General features: G+C 54.1%; 17 protein-coding genes and 3 pseudogenes. 7 read left to right on the forward strand and 13 right to left on the reverse strand.

The window, feature by feature from the left end:
• The first annotated feature begins 14 nt into the window (after positions 1-14).
• Positions 15-248 (forward strand): DUF6555 family protein, encoded by a 234-nt coding sequence (locus NL116_RS17855; protein ID WP_494373340.1) that lies wholly within the window; start codon positions 15-17, stop codon positions 246-248.
• 18 nt (positions 249-266) lie between these two features.
• On the opposite strand, the gene NL116_RS17860 is transcribed toward NL116_RS17855, so the two are convergent.
• Together NL116_RS17860 and NL116_RS17865 are read right to left on the reverse strand one after the other, a co-directional pair.
• Entirely contained in the window at positions 267-602 is a 336-nt protein-coding gene (locus tag NL116_RS17860) for a hypothetical protein (protein WP_123431916.1), read from the reverse strand.
• 72 nt (positions 603-674) lie between these two features.
• Positions 675-893, reverse strand: a complete 219-nt coding sequence (locus tag NL116_RS17865) for a hypothetical protein (RefSeq protein ID WP_494373341.1) — start codon at positions 891-893, stop codon at positions 675-677.
• A gap of 179 nt (positions 894-1,072) precedes the next feature.
• Between NL116_RS17865 and NL116_RS17870 the strand changes: the two genes are divergently transcribed.
• Both NL116_RS17870 and NL116_RS17875 read left to right on the forward strand, forming a co-directional pair.
• Complete coding sequence (locus NL116_RS17870) at positions 1,073-1,312, forward strand: hypothetical protein (RefSeq protein WP_494373342.1); 240 nt, start codon at positions 1,073-1,075, stop codon at positions 1,310-1,312.
• Positions 1,313-1,379: 67 nt separating this feature from the next.
• Positions 1,380-1,621, forward strand: a pseudogene (locus NL116_RS17875) (osmotically-inducible lipoprotein OsmE); the annotation flags it as partial.
• Positions 1,622-1,626: 5 nt separating this feature from the next.
• Here the strand turns inward: NL116_RS17875 and NL116_RS17880 are convergent.
• Together NL116_RS17880 and NL116_RS17885 are read right to left on the reverse strand one after the other, a co-directional pair.
• A complete protein-coding gene (locus tag NL116_RS17880; RefSeq protein ID WP_494373343.1) occupies positions 1,627-1,974 on the reverse strand; it encodes a hypothetical protein in 348 nt (115 codons plus the stop codon).
• Between the two features lie 117 nt (positions 1,975-2,091).
• Complete coding sequence (locus tag NL116_RS17885) at positions 2,092-2,289, reverse strand: SPOR domain-containing protein (RefSeq protein WP_494373344.1); 198 nt, start codon at positions 2,287-2,289, stop codon at positions 2,092-2,094.
• A gap of 210 nt (positions 2,290-2,499) precedes the next feature.
• Here NL116_RS17885 and NL116_RS17890 point away from each other — a divergent pair, with 210 nt between their 5' ends.
• Positions 2,500-2,862 carry an NUDIX hydrolase gene (locus NL116_RS17890; RefSeq protein WP_494373345.1) on the forward strand — a complete coding sequence of 121 codons (363 nt, stop codon included), beginning with the start codon at positions 2,500-2,502 and terminating at the stop codon, positions 2,860-2,862.
• Positions 2,863-2,868: 6 nt separating this feature from the next.
• On the opposite strand, the pseudogene benD reads toward NL116_RS17890, so the two are convergent.
• From benD to NL116_RS17930, 8 genes and pseudogenes are all read right to left on the reverse strand, one after another.
• Positions 2,869-3,008, reverse strand: a pseudogene (gene benD / locus NL116_RS17895) (1,6-dihydroxycyclohexa-2,4-diene-1-carboxylate dehydrogenase); the annotation flags it as partial.
• A gap of 2 nt (positions 3,009-3,010) precedes the next feature.
• Positions 3,011-3,097: pseudogene (locus NL116_RS17900) on the reverse strand (hypothetical protein); the annotation flags it as partial.
• 19 nt (positions 3,098-3,116) lie between these two features.
• Complete coding sequence (locus tag NL116_RS17905; RefSeq protein ID WP_494373346.1) at positions 3,117-4,499, reverse strand: LLM class flavin-dependent oxidoreductase; 1,383 nt, start codon at positions 4,497-4,499, stop codon at positions 3,117-3,119.
• Between the two features lie 34 nt (positions 4,500-4,533).
• Positions 4,534-5,379 (reverse strand): amino acid ABC transporter permease, encoded by an 846-nt coding sequence (locus NL116_RS17910; protein ID WP_494373347.1) that lies wholly within the window; start codon positions 5,377-5,379, stop codon positions 4,534-4,536.
• Positions 5,376-6,197: an ABC transporter substrate-binding protein gene (locus NL116_RS17915; protein ID WP_494373348.1), complete on the reverse strand. Its 822-nt coding sequence runs from the start codon at positions 6,195-6,197 to the stop codon at positions 5,376-5,378. Before NL116_RS17915 ends, NL116_RS17910 begins: the two co-directional genes overlap by 4 nt.
• Positions 6,198-6,436: 239 nt before the next feature.
• Positions 6,437-6,829 (reverse strand): VOC family protein, encoded by a 393-nt coding sequence (locus NL116_RS17920; RefSeq protein ID WP_494373349.1) that lies wholly within the window; start codon positions 6,827-6,829, stop codon positions 6,437-6,439.
• 102 nt (positions 6,830-6,931) lie between these two features.
• Positions 6,932-8,212: a translesion error-prone DNA polymerase V subunit UmuC gene (gene umuC, locus NL116_RS17925; protein ID WP_494378088.1), complete on the reverse strand. Its 1,281-nt coding sequence runs from the start codon at positions 8,210-8,212 to the stop codon at positions 6,932-6,934.
• A complete protein-coding gene (locus NL116_RS17930) occupies positions 8,199-8,633 on the reverse strand; it encodes a LexA family protein (RefSeq protein WP_494373350.1) in 435 nt (144 codons plus the stop codon). Before NL116_RS17930 ends, umuC begins: the two co-directional genes overlap by 14 nt.
• 626 nt (positions 8,634-9,259) lie before the next feature.
• On the opposite strand from NL116_RS17930, the gene NL116_RS17935 reads away from it, so the two are divergent.
• Together NL116_RS17935 and NL116_RS17940 are read left to right on the forward strand one after the other, a co-directional pair.
• The gene (locus NL116_RS17935) at positions 9,260-10,678 is read left to right on the forward strand and encodes an ATPase domain-containing protein (RefSeq protein WP_494378089.1); all 1,419 of its coding nucleotides are present in this window, start codon (positions 9,260-9,262) and stop codon (positions 10,676-10,678) included.
• A 51-nt stretch (positions 10,679-10,729) separates the two neighbouring features.
• Complete coding sequence (locus NL116_RS17940; protein ID WP_494373351.1) at positions 10,730-11,095, forward strand: response regulator; 366 nt, start codon at positions 10,730-10,732, stop codon at positions 11,093-11,095.
• 134 nt (positions 11,096-11,229) lie between these two features.
• On the opposite strand, the gene NL116_RS17945 is transcribed toward NL116_RS17940, so the two are convergent.
• Entirely contained in the window at positions 11,230-11,436 is a 207-nt protein-coding gene (locus NL116_RS17945; protein WP_494373352.1) for a hypothetical protein, read from the reverse strand.
• Between the two features lie 487 nt (positions 11,437-11,923).
• On the opposite strand from NL116_RS17945, the gene NL116_RS17950 reads away from it, so the two are divergent.
• Positions 11,924-14,227, forward strand: a complete 2,304-nt coding sequence (locus NL116_RS17950) for an FdhF/YdeP family oxidoreductase (protein WP_494373353.1) — start codon at positions 11,924-11,926, stop codon at positions 14,225-14,227.
• The last annotated feature ends 135 nt before the right edge of the window (positions 14,228-14,362 follow it).

Below are 14,362 nucleotides of genomic sequence, written 5' to 3' on the forward strand. Positions count from 1 at the left end.
ACCTGGAGAATCGGATGACTCGCACTCGCTATTTTCAAATCACCTACCGTTTCAACGATGACCGGCACATTTTCGTACAGCCAGACACGCACATGAGTCACGCAGACGCATGGTATTACGCCTGCCTGCATTCAGGGCTGGGACTTTTATATGGGCACGATTTCGATCAACAAAACGACGAGGCACTTCAAAGCCACGCGAAAGCGGGCGGCCTGATCGACGTCAGTTGGGAAGAATTACCCAGTTGAACAGGCCGGTCCGCTTCTTTAAAGACAATCCTTTACAGCTTTGCGCATGGCGCCGGACTTGGCCCACGGTGGCCCCTGATACAGCGAAACCCGACTGCCGTCCTTGTATTTGACGATATCGAGAATTTCATCCGCCGTGATGATGCTCGGCGCATTCAGCCGATAGCCATTGGAAATGCCGACCTGAGTCGTTTTCGGAATTTCTTTCTGCCACGCTGGCAAAATGCACGCCGCCAGTTCTTTCGGTGGCTTGTTGCTGTATTTGCTGACGTTTGGCTCGCCCGGCACCACCGACGCCGGCAACGAACAACCCGCCAGCATCGCCAGCGTTACTCCCCCAATCCACATCCGCATGACGCATCCTTATCTCGTAAAAACGCGAAATGTAACGCTTCGCCGTCCAGACATCCATCTATCGAATACAACTCAATGTGGGGCAATGTCTCCAGGAAGCTCTGGGTAGGTACTTTCGTTGAGATATGCCATCCACCGTTCATAGGCTTCATGCTGCCATTGCGTGACACGCTCCCATTCTGGGCCGCTCAGTTGGTGCGCTGAAATCAGCTTCATCATCTCTGTGGTGGCGGCATCCAGGTCAACAATCAACTCATGGGCATGAAATCTGAAGTCATCGGTATTGATCATAGGAGGTGGCCTCGCCCTGACGAAATTCATTGACCTTCGTACGACATCCGCGAAGGTCACTCGCCCCCAGCTTCCCGACGGATGGAAGCACCTCTTATCCCACGCGAATCTGACGAACAAACGTTGTGCCGTTCTAAATGGAACTACTCTTTCCTACCGAGACATTGTTGGAGGTCGTCATGTGGCTTAACGAAAATGAAAACGAACTTCGCCGTGACCTGCAAAGCGTTGCATCAGATTTGAGATGGTCGGCGGTCGAACTGCTGCGCATTGAGCAGCAATTACGCCAAGCGGGTAATGAGGCGGATGCGCAAGCCGTGCGCAGGTTATGCGAGTTGTTTCAGGGCGATGAAGCGCGCCTGGCGGGTTATTCCGAGGAAGTGAAAGCCAAGATGATCAGACGGACGAAAGCTCACTAACCGGAGCGCTTCCGATATTCACGAGGACCGCTTTTACGGCACCCAGCCGTGGTCGCCAAGTTAGAGAGGGATGAACAAGGATCAAGTGGAGCGGATCGGTGGTCCATCTGTCGATCACCGACCGCACAGTACAACCGGGCACTTGTTTGGACTACAAATTGGCGGGCCAGCATCAGTCCTGCAACAGCAGTTTCGATGGTAACGGCAAGGTCGACCATGAAAGCTTCATGACCTGCGCCAATTTGGAGCCATGTTCAAGAGAAAGCCCGGGGACCTTCACGTACGAGCAGTGGTGGTGATGGCGACTGAGTGGGTTAACCAGAAACCGGCTTGTTGCAGATATCCCGCCATTTATCAGCAAAGGTATTGATCGCCTGGCTTTTCCGCTCCTGGGAATTGCGAACGGGTTGGGTGTATGCCTCGTTGATCAGCATTGCCCCCAACTTGTCGTGGTCGGGATTGCCCGACTTTATGGCAAGCAAACTGGCTTTCGATTCGCCATTTTGACGAGACTGCATGATCGATCCGGCCAATACACGGAACGATTCGCAGACCTGCGGGTTGGTTTTAATGTCGCCCAATGCCAAGGCCAAACCCGGGCTCGTGCAAGCCCAGACAATTGCAGCCAACACGGCCAGAGACCTCCAGCGCGCTTTCAACATGGGGTCTTCCTTGAGTTGAAAACGGCCACCCTATCACTCCAATGCTGCGTTTAACATCTTCGGCAGTTCGCTGCTGCAACAAAAAAGCCCCGGCATTCCGGGGCTCCAAGCGTACTGTCATTCTGACTTCTGCGCTGACGGGCGAACCGCCCTAGCCCTATAGGCGGGAAGCGTTGCGGCATAGGCGAGTGCTTCCTCCCTACTGCTAAATGACCCCAACCGGTCACCTTGGGTGCAAACCCGCCAAGGGCCATTGTTTACGCTTAGTACGTCATAACCGTTCATGTGCATTTTATTCAGCATCGGAACACTCATGGTCACCTCCTGTTAGGTAGTGGTACCGACGATTGACTTTAATACCTTACACCCGACCTTCACCCAAGTGCCGACCAGACGTCGCGTCAGTAATCCAGCGTTCAATTGCACTTTTCACCAAGAGCATCGCTCTAAACCCTGAAATAGAGTGCACGGCCCGAATGTTGCATTTTTATTTCGTTTTTATGACAAGCGATTGTTAGGTAACCAATGAAAGTACGTGCAACGGTCATTTGCGAACTGGACCGACATGTTCTCCTGGTGCGCAAACCCAGGTGTCGCTGGAACTTGCCCGGCGGAAAAGTCGAGCCTGGTGAAACCACGGCGGGCGCCGCTTTGCGTGAGCTTCAAGAAGAAACCGGTCTGGGCGCCGACAGCCTGCTGTACCTCATGGAACTGGAATCCGGTGACACTCGCCACCATGTCTACGAAGCATGGGCGCCCAACCTTGAGCAGGCCCGGCCACAAAACGAAATCATCGACTGCGTTTGGCATCCACTGGAAACGGTCGACAACCTGAGCACCAGCGACGCCACGCGCCAGATCATCAAGGCGTTTCGGCGTCGCCTGTAGGCGTGTTCAGCCCTGCTCGCCGCCACCAACCGGCATGATCCTGCAGGCGATGTACGACGCTTCGTCGCTGGCCAGGTACAGAATAACGCCTGCCTGCTCATCCAGTGTTCCTTAGCGACGACCTGCTGATACCACATTTTTTCTTCAGGTGCCGGCACATCGTGGCGCCGCGATGGCTGCAAGCGTTGATGAAGGCGTTGAGCACACCGTCCTTGTTGCGCAGGATGAACATCGACTACCGAGTGTAATCAGCCCTACAAATCGTTATCGAAACGAAACGAGGCGCCATATGCCGACGCTGGCAAATGGCTTGAACCGTCGGCCCGTAACCGCGAGCGGAAAGTACCGCTCTGGGGTTGGGTACGATATAAGCCACGCTTTTGCAATTCGGGGATCACCAGCTCAACGAAGTCCTCAAGGCTACCTGGGCTGATCAGCGGGTTGAGCATATAGCCGCTTGTGCCGGATATCCGTGCATGCTCTTCGATACGATCGGCCACCTGCTGCGGCGTTCCCACCAAAATCAGATCACTGCCCCGAGTGACGTTGGCAAAGCGCTGTTTAACATCACCGGCGGTCAAGGGCTTGCCACTGCCATCGGGACGCATCACATAGGAGGTCATGCCTTCGGTGTGAGTGGACAACGCGTCGCCGTCCGCGTAGCGGCTGATGTCGATACCGGTATCACCGGCATAACTCACCAGTTGCGCCTGTAAGTGATAGTTGCTTTGCAGTTCGTCATATTTGAGTTGGGCTTCGATCTCCGTCTTGGCCGTTACTATCCGAAGCACTGTCAGTGATTTTACATCCTCAGCGTGACGACCCCGAGCCTTGGCCTGTGTCCATATATCTTCCAATCCCTGGCGAATCTCCAGCGGATTGGACTTGGCGATGAAAATCAGTTCGGCGTGCTTGGCCGCAAACTCCCGACCACGACCTGACCAACCGGCTTGGATCAGCAGCGGTGTGCGTTGCGGTGATGGAGAAGTCAAGTGCGGCCCGGCCACCCGGTAGTGCTCACCCACATGATTGATCGGTCGCACGCGATCACCCTTGGCATAGACCTGGCTGGACTTGTCGGCCACCACAGCATCGTTCGCCCAGCTGCCTTCCCAGAGTTTGTAAACGACATCGAGAAATTCATCTGCGCGTTCATAGCGATCATCGTGCTTGATCATCTGCTCCAGGCCGAAGTTGCGAGCGGCACTGGTTAAATAGGAGGTGACGATGTTCCACCCGACCCGGCCATTGGTCAGGTGATCCAGCGTACTGAAACGCCGGGCATGGGTGAAAGGATGTTCGTAACTGGTGGTCACGGTGACGCCAAAGGCCAGGTTTTCCGTCACGGCCGCCAATGCCGGGATGATCATCAACGGATCGTTGGCCGGTGCTTCCACCGCCCACTTCACGGCCGCATCGGCATTGCCACCAAACACATCGTAGAAGCCCAGCACATCACCAAAAAACAGCATGTCGAGATGAGCCTGGTCGGCGATGCGTGCCAGGTTCGACCAGTAGCCCAGCGAGTTGATGGTCAGTCGCTCGTCAGCCGGGTGCGTCCAGAGGCTTGGTGCGCCGCCACAGCCAACACTGGCTTGCTCGTATAACGCAAACAACAGAGGTTTTGGATCGGACATTGTGGTTCCTAAAAAAGTGAGTAACCGGGACGAATCAGCGCTGTCTCTTGAAACCTTTGCCGTAGTGGCGCTCAAGGCGGTGCTGGATCAGTTCAAGCCCGATGGACAACAACCAATAGATGACTGCTGCAGTGGTGAGCATTTCGATGTAGCGATAGGAAGACCGCCCATAGGATTGCGCCAGGAACATGACCTCCCATACTCCCATGACCGAAATCAGCGATGAGTCCTTGAGCATTGAAATGAACTGACTGGTAGCCGGGGGAATGATCGTGCGCATGGCTTGCGGGAGGACGATGTGCAGAAACGTCGCCTTCGGCCTTAGACCCAATGCCATCGCCGCTTCTCGCTGCCCAGGTGCTACCGCCAGGATGCCGGCGCGAAAAATCTCGCTGAGGTAGGCACCATAATTAAGCGACAGCGCAATGATCCCGGCGCTAATGGCGCCAGGAACGACACCCAACTGCGGTAAACCAAGGTAGATCAACAAAATTTGAATCAGTAGCGGAGTTCCGCGAAAAAAAGAGGCGTAGAAACTGGCAATACCGAAAGCTACCGCGCTGCGTGACAGACGCGCGAGCGCCGTCAAAAAGCCCAGGAGCAATGAAAGCCAGATCGAACAGAAGCATAGAAACAACGTCAACGCGGCGCCTTGCAGAAAGCCGTTTGGCCCCAAATGCAGGCCGACCAGATTTGGCCACTTCTCCAGAATAATGGAGAACTTCAGATCGAAGCTCATGAAAAACATGACGCACAACCCGAGTAGCCCTGACCACGTCAAATACAATCGAGTGCGAAAACCAAAGAGCTGGCTCAATCGACGCGATTCGGCTTCGGGTGGGACAGTCACCTTGGCTGGGGGTGGGATGAGGGCTGTCATTGGCTGATATCAGAGCCGATCCACTTCCGCGAAATCTTGCTCAGCGTACCGTCTGCTTTAAGTTGAGTGACCACTTCGGTGACTTTGGCATTCCATTGTGGATCGCCCTTTTCAATCGCCACCACGTTCGGTTCGGCATACAACGCGTCGCCGGCAATTTTGAAGCGAGGATCCTGAGCGATACGGTCGCGGGCAGTGATGAAGTTGGTCACCATGGCATCAAGACGCACGCCAGTACCCAGTGCCAAATCCTGAAAGGCCACCGTTTCGTTGTCGTAAGGTGCGACTTGAACGTTATCGAATGGATAAATCAAAGGCTTGTCCTCGGCGCCCTCGATCACAAGATTTTTGTTCAAGTAAGCTTCGTAAGTCGACGCACTGATCACACCCACTTTTTTGCCAGACAAGTCCTTGCTCGCTGTGATTTCTTTGTCCTTGGCATTCACCACTATGACCGCTGGTGACTGGTAATACTCGACAGGGAAATCGAACACTTCGGCGCGGGCTTTGCTCGGAGTCATCGAGCAGACACAGATGTCATAACGCCCACTCCAGCGGCCAGCGGCGATCACATCCCAAGACGGTGTTTCCAACTTGAGCTTCACGCCAAGCCGCTGCGCAACAGCCTTAGCGACATCCACGTCAAACCCGTCCAGTTGGTTCTGCTCGTTGAGGAACGAGAACGGGGGATAGTTTTCCATCAGCACACCGGTCAACTCTCCTTTTTTCGTCACACGATCCAGGATGGGGCCTGCGAAAGCCGTTGAGCAGGTTGCGAGCAAAGCCAAGCCAAAAGGTAGAAGAGCCGTAGTTTTCAAAGACAAATACTCCAATCAATTCAAAATGCTGAATAGATTAAAACGCACTATAAAATACGTTTGTACTTGTTTTATGGAATAAAAGGCTAGCTTCAGGCTATATGGCAAGGGCTGGCGAACACACCTTTCAAGGCTCCAGCATTAGAGACGATAGCGTCTGCGTATTCGATAACGTGAACCTTCGAACTCGCGCTATCGTTACCTACGTATCATCTTCGTCGCCCTGATCAGGGCACGCGTCACCCCTTAAAGAAAACGGCGATTTTGTTCCCCACGGGATCGCGAAGATAGGCGACATAGAAGTCGTCGGTGTAAGCCTCTCGGATACCCGGCTTGCCTTCATCTGTACCGCCATTGGCAAGGCCGGCTGCGTGAACTTCATCTACCTTCGCCCTTGAGTTTGCCCGTAGCGCCGGCATCATGCCGTTACCCGCCGTAGCGAGTTCACCGTTGAAAGGCTTGGCGATATGAATGCTGCCAGGCCCATTGGACTTGTCCGCGATCTCAGGAAGCGAGAAACAGTGTTGGCCTTCCGATCGATCTTTTCCATAACCTAGCGGCGACAGGATAGCGCCGTAGAATCGTGCAGAAGCCTCGACATCATTGGCCCCTATGAACAAATAGCTGAGCATGATTTCGTCCTCGAAAGGGGCATCACTTTTAGCGTCCCCCTATGCCCTGTTCGACACCGGAAGCAAAGCTAAATCCAATCCGGTAATAACGTCGAACCTGCCTCACCTGCAGTAAACAGTCCAAAGTTGATCAACCCGCGTGGTGAAGCTCTGGCTCATCATCTCCCGGCGCATACCCCAATCGGGATTGGTCGGCACACTCGCCAAACGCAGTGTTCCCCTACCCCATCGCTCATTGATGGAATCCAGCACGCTCATGACTTTCTCAGTGGCGACCGGCTGGGAAGTTGAGAACAGGTCATCGGTGTATTCACCTTTCTGGCAAAGGCTGAGTAGCAGGACCTCCGCTTTGCTGTACTTGAAACCAAGTCGAAACACTTGATCAACCGCGTCTACAGCAGCCTTAGTCATCAATCGCACGTCGTCAGTTGGATACGGCAATTCGACCAGCACACCGTTGGCGTATTTTGCTTCTTCGGGATTGAACATGCCGGTGCGGATGCTGACTCGAATCTTTTTACACAGTGACTGTTGGGCTCGCAGCTTTTCAGTCGCACGCTGCATGTAGCTGGCCACAGCTTCTTTGATTGGTGCGCTATCGGTGAGGCGCTTGCCAAACATTCGGGAACAGCAAATCTCCTGTTTCGGCGGATCAGGTTCATCGAGCTCAAGGCATGGTGTGCCTGCCAGCTCACGGGCAGTTTTCTCAATCACCACGCTGAACTTTTTGCGCAACATCCAGGGGTCGGTTTTGGAGAGTTCCCAGGCTGTTCTAATGCCCATCCCCTCCAGATGCAAGGTCATCTTCCTCCCTACTCCCCAAACATCGGAGACCGAGCATTTTTTCAGCACCCAATCGCATTTGGTTTGATCGCGAAGATCAACCACGCCACCACTTTGTGCCTGCCATTTCTTCGCAGCATGGTTGGCGAGTTTGCTCAGGGTTTTGGTGCCCGCAATACCTACACCAACCGGGATGCCTGTGCTGCGATAAACCTGTGCTCGAATCCGTCGCCCGAGCGCTTCGAGATCTCCTGGTACACCCGCCAAATCTGCGAAGGCTTCATCGATGCTGTAGACCTCAACGGCTGGAACCATGGATTCGATCACGCTCATCACCCGCTCGCTCATGTCACCATAGAGCGCATAGTTCGATGAGAACGCGACGATCCCGTACTGCTTCAGTTTGTGCTTGATCTGGAAGTACGGCTCGCCCATTTTTACGTACGGCTTACTGTCCGCACTGCGGGCGATCACGCAACCATCATTATTCGAGAGCACAACGATGGGGGTCTTCGCCAGGTCAGGACGGAAGACTCGCTCACAGCTCGCATAGAACGAGTTGCAATCGATCAGGGCGAAGACTGGATCAGGCTTTCGGATCATGAGCACGCACACTGAATGTCACCACACCCCAGATGATCAGTTCGTCACCTTCAAGGATATATCGCGGGGGATAACCTGCATTCTCGGACAACAGGATGATGTCGGAGCCTCGCTTGTTCAGGCGCTTGCACACCGGCTCGCAGTTCACTGCCGCAATCACGATGTGACCGTGTTCAGCGGTGATTGATCGATCAACTACAGCCATATCACCATCGAAGATTCCGGCCCCTTCCATGCTGTGGCCTTCGATGCGCACCAGGTAAATATGAGGTGCTCGGATGTCCAGCAGCTCATCAATGGAGATGTGTTGCTCAAGATGATCAGCCGCCGGTGAGGGGAAGCCCGCAGGGACTTTGAACGAGTAAAACGGGAGCTGGACTCCCCCCGCTGCCAACGGGCCGATGATGGTGACGCTCATGAGCAATGCCTTAACCAAACTGTATATACATACAGTTAACGTTGAAGCACGCTTGCGGTCAATCTTGGGGAAAGAAAATTGCGACCAAAGGATTTTCTGGAAGAAAAATCAGGATGGTGCGCAAATGGCAATGCATGCCCAGAATGCATGCCCAGATCGAGGCCATTTTTTCAGCACGCCTAAAGGCTCAGAGGGGGTGGCCCTCACCCATTTTTGCTCTTGAGATCCAGCAAAAAATTTGGCTTGAAGGGGGCTTTCGAGGAATGAAAATACCGATACAATAATCTTATAATTGTACAACTATTGTAAAGGTATGGTTGTCATGCGAGCGATTGCTGGCGACTCCGTTTAAGCGTTAATCCATGGTCTGCGCTGGATGAGATTCAACATGCATCCAGGATCGCTCAGCCACCAGAAAACCGGAGCCCCTTGGAGTGAAAACTTTCGGTTCAAACGAATGGTCTGAAGTCGATGATTAAGGTTCGCGGTGATTTCGGAACGAACCGTTCGCTGACGAAAATGCCTTTATCTCGCTCAATCAGGTTCTGGTGTGGATAGCTCTATTTCAGAAATGGTTTTAGCATTCATGTATTCGGCTTGAACAGCCTGTATCAGATCAGGAACGCATTGTGGAAAAGCTAAAACGCCTCCAAAGCGGAATCGAGGGACTGGATGCTCTACTCAAGGGCGGGCTGGTCGCAGGTGCGTCGTACATCATCCAAGGCCGTCCCGGGTCTGGCAAAACGATCCTCGCCAACCAGCTTGGGTTCCACCATGCGAGCAATGGGGGACGGGTTCTTGTCGCAACGCTTCTGGCCGAATCTCACGACCGTCTTTTTCAGTTTCTTTCAACAATGAGCTTTTTCGATTCCTCACGAGTCGGGGCCGAAATTCAATTTGTCAGCGCATTCGACACGTTGGAAAATGAAGGCCTGGATGAGGTGGTTAAGCTACTTAGACGTGAGATCAGCCGTCAAAAAGCCACAGTGATGGTCGTAGATGGCTTGCTCAACGCACGCTCCAAGGCCGACTCGAGTATCGACACCAAGAAATTCATTTCTGAGTTGCAAGGACATGCGGCTTTCGCTGGTTGCACGGTTCTTTTTCTCACCAGTTCCAGGCTCGACGATGGCAGCCCCGAACACACGATGGTTGATGGGGTCATTGAAATGGGTGAGGAGCTTTATGGCTCTCGCTCAGTACGTCGTATTCATTTGCGTAAAACCCGTGGCAGTGGAGCGCTGACGGGGGTTCATGAATGCGAAATTACCGACCACGGTTTGTTGGTTTACCCTCGTTTGGAAAGTCTCTACAGCCATCCGTCTTCTCCGGACAGCGCCAACATGACGCGCATCGCCAGCGGCATTACTTCATTGGACGGCATATTAGGTGGCGGGTTGTACAGTTCCAGCGTGTCCTTAGTTATTGGCCCATCCGGAATAGGTAAAACGACGTTAGGCCTAAAATTTTTATCCGAGTCGTCGGTTGAGGCTCCAGGCCTGCATTTTGGTTTTTACGAAAGCCCACAGCGATTGCGCCTGAAAGGTCTCTCGCTAGGGATCGATATCAAGGGCATGGAAGAAAGCGGCGCGTTGAGCATTGTCTGGCAACCGACCACTGAGGGTTTACTGGATGGACTTGGCGCGAGACTGCTCAGTATCGTCGAAGAAAAGGGCATCAAGCGCTTATTTATCGACAGCCTGAGCGGCATGACGCGAATATCGACGAATCCTGCACGTATAACCGACTTTTACAGCGCCCTCATGAACGAGTTGAGATCACGAGGGGTTACAGTATTTGCATCTTGGGAGATGCGTGATCTTTTCGGCTCCGAGGTTAGTTCGCCAAATTCTGACCTGTCCAGCATCGTCGACAACCTGATACTCATGCGCTTTTTTGAGAATCGCGGTGAATTAAGCAGGACACTTTCTATCCTCAAAGTACGAGATAGCCATTACGATCCTTCACGATATGAGGTCGTTATTCGTGATCAAGTTGTTGATCTGAAAAAGGCTTCGAGAAATGAACCGCCAGCCGCTAATTAGGCAGCTTTGTCAGGCTCAACACGATGCGTCCTTGATTTGGATTAAATTGCCATGACCACAATTCTGGTCGTCGACGACGAGTATCTGATCGCTGACATTCTCGCCTTTGCGCTTGAGGACGAGGGGTTCATGGTCGTTAAAGCCAGCAATGGCCAGAAAGGACTTGAAGTGCTGGAGAGAGAACGACCTGCCCTTATCATCACCGATTTCATGATGCCGGTCATGGACGGGCTAGAGTTCGCCACGGCCATTCGCGCCTCATCCTCAATAAATCACTTACCGATTATCTTGATGAGCGGCGCGCAAGCACACATTGGCAAGCAAAGGCCTGAATTATTCAATGCGGTGATGGAGAAACCGTTCAACATTGATTTAATCATTGCACGAGTCAGGAGCCTCTTGGCTGATAACCAATAACCAATAACCAATAACCAACAACTAACAACTACGTGCAATACGGCTCAATGCATCGAGCGCTGGCCAATCCGCTTTATTTATATCGATGCTACAGCGTGCGGATGGATTCGCTCGCATAGAAGCAAGGCTCAGAATCAATCCAGCTGTTTGCTCTGGTTTATCAATGGCGGCTTATTGATTAACGCACGCCAGTTACGTACAGCCTCGTCATGTTTGTCCGAGGCCGCATCCCATTCAGGGCCAAACGCTTTACCCTTGCGAACCAATCGCAATATCTCATCCATAGCAGTCCGCACGGTTTCTGTCGCCTTGACGAGCTCATCTTTGTAATCGTTTCCCATCACTTGTACCTACACGTAAGTGGTGTCGATTGTTCGTTCTGTTCGCCAAAGTACGTTCTGGGCAAACCACTCCATGCGCTTAGTGCCTGATCAAACCATCACTGCTTGTCTGCCGCAGCCCAGATACCCTTTTTGAAATAATGGCAGGTTTTCATGTTACCTCGATATGTAGCTACGAACGTCGTCGCTACGGCAACATTCGCGGTGCTGTCATGCAACGCGGCCAACGCCTTTGCCCGCGTAACTTCACAACCGCTCATCAATGGTAGCGGCGATAACTCTCATCAGTTGACTGTCTTAACAAGTAATCATCCCAACTCAAGTGAGCCCTCTTCGCGGGCACGCCAAAAGAACTGATCACTGCCTGAATAATGGTTGAGCGGTAGCGGCCAGATGAGCATCCACCATCCAACCATCCACTCGAACCTTTCATCCCGCCCATTCGTCTCAGCTTTATAACTTCACGATAAGCCTGTCGGAGCCGTCGATGCTGATTCATCCGAAAACCCATTTTCACCCATATACCCATGCCAGCGGCGGCTGGGGTTCCGCCAAGTCAGTGATGAAAATCCTGTGGCGCGAGCAGGCATTTGCCAAGGCTCCGGGTGCACTGTTGAAACAAAATAAGCCGGATGGTTTTGCCTGTGTCAGCTGTGCCTGGGCCAAGCCCGGCCATCCCCATGCGCTGGAGTTTTGCGAAAACGGCGCTAAGGCCACGGCCTGGGAATTGACGTCGAGGAAGACCAGCCCGGCCTTCTTCGCCGAGCACACCCTCAGTGAATTGCGCCAATGGCCGGATTATGAGCTGGAACAGCACGGTCGCCTGACCCATCCCTTGCGTTACGACCCGGCCAGTGATCGCTATCTGGAAACGACCTGGGTCGCGGCGTACCGCGCAATTGGCGAGCAATTGCAGGCGCTGGAGCCGGACAGCGTGGTGTTTTATGCCTCGGGGCGTGCTTCGCTGGAAACCTCGTTCATGTACCAATTATTCGCCCGGGCCTATGGCACCAATAACCTGCCGGACAGTTCGAACATGTGCCACGAAAGCACCTCCGTGGGCTTACAGGAAAGCATCGGCGTGCCGGTCGGGACGGTCACGCTAGAGGATTTCGACCACACCGATTGCCTGTTTTTCTTTGGCCAGAACGTCGGCAGCAATGCGCCGCGAATGCTTCATCAGTTGCAGGACGTGCGCAAACGCAACGTGCCGATCATCACCTTCAACCCTTTACGCGAGCGAGGGTTGGAGCGGTTCGTCAATCCGCAGTCGCCGACCGAGATGCTCACGCCGGAATCGACGGTCATCAGCACCCAATACCATCAGGTCGCCATCGGCGGTGATTCGGCCGCCCTGCTCGGCCTCGCCAAAGTCTTGCTGGAAATGGACGATCAAGCGCGACGTGAAGGTCGTGCCGCCATCCTCGACTATGACTTTATTGCGCAGCACACCGAGGGTTTCGACCCCTTCGCCACGATGGTGCGCGGATGTCATTGGCAACACATCGAGCGCCAATCCGGGTTGACCCGTGGCGCACTCGAAGCGGCCGCGTCGGTGTACGCCCGGAGCCAACGGGTGATGATTATTTACGGCATGGGCCTGACCCAGCATCGGCACGGCGTGCAGAACGTCCAGATGCTGGTGAACCTGTTGCTGATGCGCGGTAATTTTGGCAAACCGGGCGCCGGGATTTGCCCGGTTCGTGGCCATTCCAACGTCCAGGGCCAGCGCACCGTGGGGATTACCGAAGACCCGAAGAAAGTCCCGGTCGAGCTGATCGAGCAGCAGTTCGGCTTCAAGGTGCCGTCGCAAAAGGGGCTGTGCACTGTCGACGCCTGTGAAGGCATTCTGGCCGGTCGGGTACGCGGTTTCATTGGCCTGGGCGGCAATTTCCTGCGGGCCATTCCCGACACTTCGCGCATGGAGCCGGCCTGGCAAACGCTGCAACTGAACGTGCAGATCGCAACCAAGCTCAATCGCACGCACTTGCTCCCTGCCCGGAACATGTGGCTGTTGCCGTGCCTGGGCCGTATCGAAATCGACCGGCAGGACGGCGTCGCACAAACCTGGGCCACCGAGGACAGCACCGGATGCGTCCATGGTTGGCGCGGCAGTGCGGAGCCGGTCAGCAACAATCTGTGTGCGGAAGCCAGCATTGTTGCCGGTCTGGCCATGGCCACCCTGCCATCAGGCTCCTCCATTGACTGGGAAGGCTGGAGTAAGGACTACTCTCTAATCAGGACAGCCATCGGCACCCTCTATCCGGACATCTTCCACGACATGGAGTCCCGCATGGCCGAACCGGGCGGCTTTCATCGCCCTATCGCCGTATCCCAACGCAAATGGCTAACCGATAGTGGCAAGGCGCAGTTCATCATGCCCTCGACACTCAACGAAGACGATGATGTGAATGCAGGCGCGATGCCGCGCGATGTGCTTCAACTGATGACGTTGCGTAGCAATGACCAATTCAACACCACCATTTATGGCTACGAGGATCGCTTTCGCGGCATCAGCGGCACGCGCGAGGTGATTTTCATGCACCGCAACGATATCGTTCGGCTGGGTTTCGAGGCCGGCGATCAAGTGTTACTGACCACGGCCATCGAGCCCGAGGTCAAGCGCCAGGTTGGGCCATTCGAAATCGTGGCCTATGACATTCCCGAAGGCTGCGCCGCTGCCTACTATCCCGAATGCAATCCGCTTGTGCCACTTTGGCACCATGCCGAACGCAGCAAGGTGCCGGCGGCCAAATCGGTGCCGGTGCGGTTGAGCCTTTTGAGTCGTTAACGAGCGACGTCGAAGGTGTTCATTCAAAAAATCTGCGTCGCTCTTAATTGTGGCTGTAGCTGCGTTGCGCCTGGATGTTGGCTATCAAAACTGACGGAGCGCTCGTTGTCATCAGAAGGTTACTTTGACTGACAA

The organism is Pseudomonas sp. FBCC-B1667, from assembly GCF_059133255.1.

What these genes read in the sequence shown, in the direction of transcription:
- NL116_RS17880 (WP_494373343.1), bottom strand. Translation starts at nt 1,974, where the DNA reads ATGTTGAAAGCGCGCTGGAGGTCTCTGGCCGTGTTGGCTGCAATTGTC.
- NL116_RS17885 (WP_494373344.1), bottom strand. Translation starts at nt 2,289, where the DNA reads ATGAGTGTTCCGATGCTGAATAAAATGCACATGAACGGTTATGACGTA.
- NL116_RS17940 (WP_494373351.1), top strand. Translation starts at nt 10,730, where the DNA reads ATGACCACAATTCTGGTCGTCGACGACGAGTATCTGATCGCTGACATT.
- NL116_RS17865 (WP_494373341.1), bottom strand. Translation starts at nt 893, where the DNA reads ATGATCAATACCGATGACTTCAGATTTCATGCCCATGAGTTGATTGTT.
- NL116_RS17910 (WP_494373347.1), bottom strand. Translation starts at nt 5,379, where the DNA reads ATGACAGCCCTCATCCCACCCCCAGCCAAGGTGACTGTCCCACCCGAA.
- NL116_RS17950 (WP_494373353.1), top strand. Translation starts at nt 11,924, where the DNA reads ATGCTGATTCATCCGAAAACCCATTTTCACCCATATACCCATGCCAGC.
- NL116_RS17905 (WP_494373346.1), bottom strand. Translation starts at nt 4,499, where the DNA reads ATGTCCGATCCAAAACCTCTGTTGTTTGCGTTATACGAGCAAGCCAGT.
- NL116_RS17945 (WP_494373352.1), bottom strand. Translation starts at nt 11,436, where the DNA reads ATGGGAAACGATTACAAAGATGAGCTCGTCAAGGCGACAGAAACCGTG.
- NL116_RS17855 (WP_494373340.1), top strand. Translation starts at nt 15, where the DNA reads ATGACTCGCACTCGCTATTTTCAAATCACCTACCGTTTCAACGATGAC.
- NL116_RS17860 (WP_123431916.1), bottom strand. Translation starts at nt 602, where the DNA reads ATGCGGATGTGGATTGGGGGAGTAACGCTGGCGATGCTGGCGGGTTGT.
- NL116_RS17920 (WP_494373349.1), bottom strand. Translation starts at nt 6,829, where the DNA reads ATGCTCAGCTATTTGTTCATAGGGGCCAATGATGTCGAGGCTTCTGCA.
- NL116_RS17930 (WP_494373350.1), bottom strand. Translation starts at nt 8,633, where the DNA reads ATGAGCGTCACCATCATCGGCCCGTTGGCAGCGGGGGGAGTCCAGCTC.
- NL116_RS17870 (WP_494373342.1), top strand. Translation starts at nt 1,073, where the DNA reads ATGTGGCTTAACGAAAATGAAAACGAACTTCGCCGTGACCTGCAAAGC.
- NL116_RS17890 (WP_494373345.1), top strand. Translation starts at nt 2,500, where the DNA reads ATGAAAGTACGTGCAACGGTCATTTGCGAACTGGACCGACATGTTCTC.